General features: G+C 66.5%; 1 pseudogene. It reads right to left on the bottom strand.

The features are described from left to right. A pseudogene (locus tag HB681_RS37605) lies at window positions 1-974 on the bottom strand (lysine decarboxylase); the annotation flags it as partial.

Raw genomic sequence — 974 nt, forward strand, 5'->3', positions numbered from 1 at the left:
GTCATGAAGCGCTCGCCGGGCATGACCAGCGGGATGCCGGGCGGGTAAGGCACGATCATCACGGCGGTGATGCGGCCCTTCAGGTCGTCGATCGGCACCGGCTCGACGGCACCATGCACAAGCCGGTCATAGGCCTCCGAAGGCTTCATCGCAGGCTCGGGCAGGTCGGTGTACATCGCGTTCATGGCGCGCGCCGTGTCGTTGGTGCGGAAGCAGGCATGCAGGGCGTCGCACAGGTCGCGCAGGCCCCAGCCGGCGTAGGCGCTGGCACCCGCAACGCCCGGCAGCGTCTTCGCCAGCGGCGCGTTGCGGTCGTAGTCGGTCTTGAAGTCGACCAGCGCGTCGACCATCGAGCTCCACTTGCCGCGCGTGACGCCCAGCGAGAACAGGATCAGGAAGCTGTAGAGCCCGGTCTTCTCGACCACCAGGCCGCGCTCCCACAGGTACTTCGTGACGACAGCGGCGGGAATGCCCGTCTCGTCCAGCTTCGCCCCCTTGCCGAGGCCGGGCGTGAGCAGCGTGACCTTGATCGGGTCGAGCATCACGTAGTCGTCGGCCAGCTTGCCGAAGCCGTGCCAGTCGGCCTTCGGGTCGAGCACCCAGTCGGCGGTCTTCAGCGGTTTGTCCAGGTCCAGTCTCTCGGGCTGCCAGACCTTGAACCACCAGCCTTCGTCAGCGCCGAAGCCGGTGCCGATGGCGGCCATCGCCTGCCGGAAGTTTGTTGCCTCGTCGTGCGTTTCCTGCACGATCGCGCGGCCGCTGGGGCCTTCCATCATGGCCGAGCTGACGTCGAGCGAGGCGATGATGCCGTAGTGCGGCGAGGTCGACCCGTGCATCATGAAGGCGTCGTTGAAACGCGTCGTGTCGATCTTGCGTTTCTCCGATTCCTGGATGTGGATCATCGAAGCCTGCGAGAACGCCGCGAGCAGCTTGTGCGTGGAGTGCGTGGCGAACACCAGCGTGTGGTCCGCGCG

It is taken from the genome of Variovorax sp. dw_954 (assembly GCF_018449755.1).
Lineage (GTDB): Bacteria > Pseudomonadota > Gammaproteobacteria > Burkholderiales > Burkholderiaceae_C > Variovorax.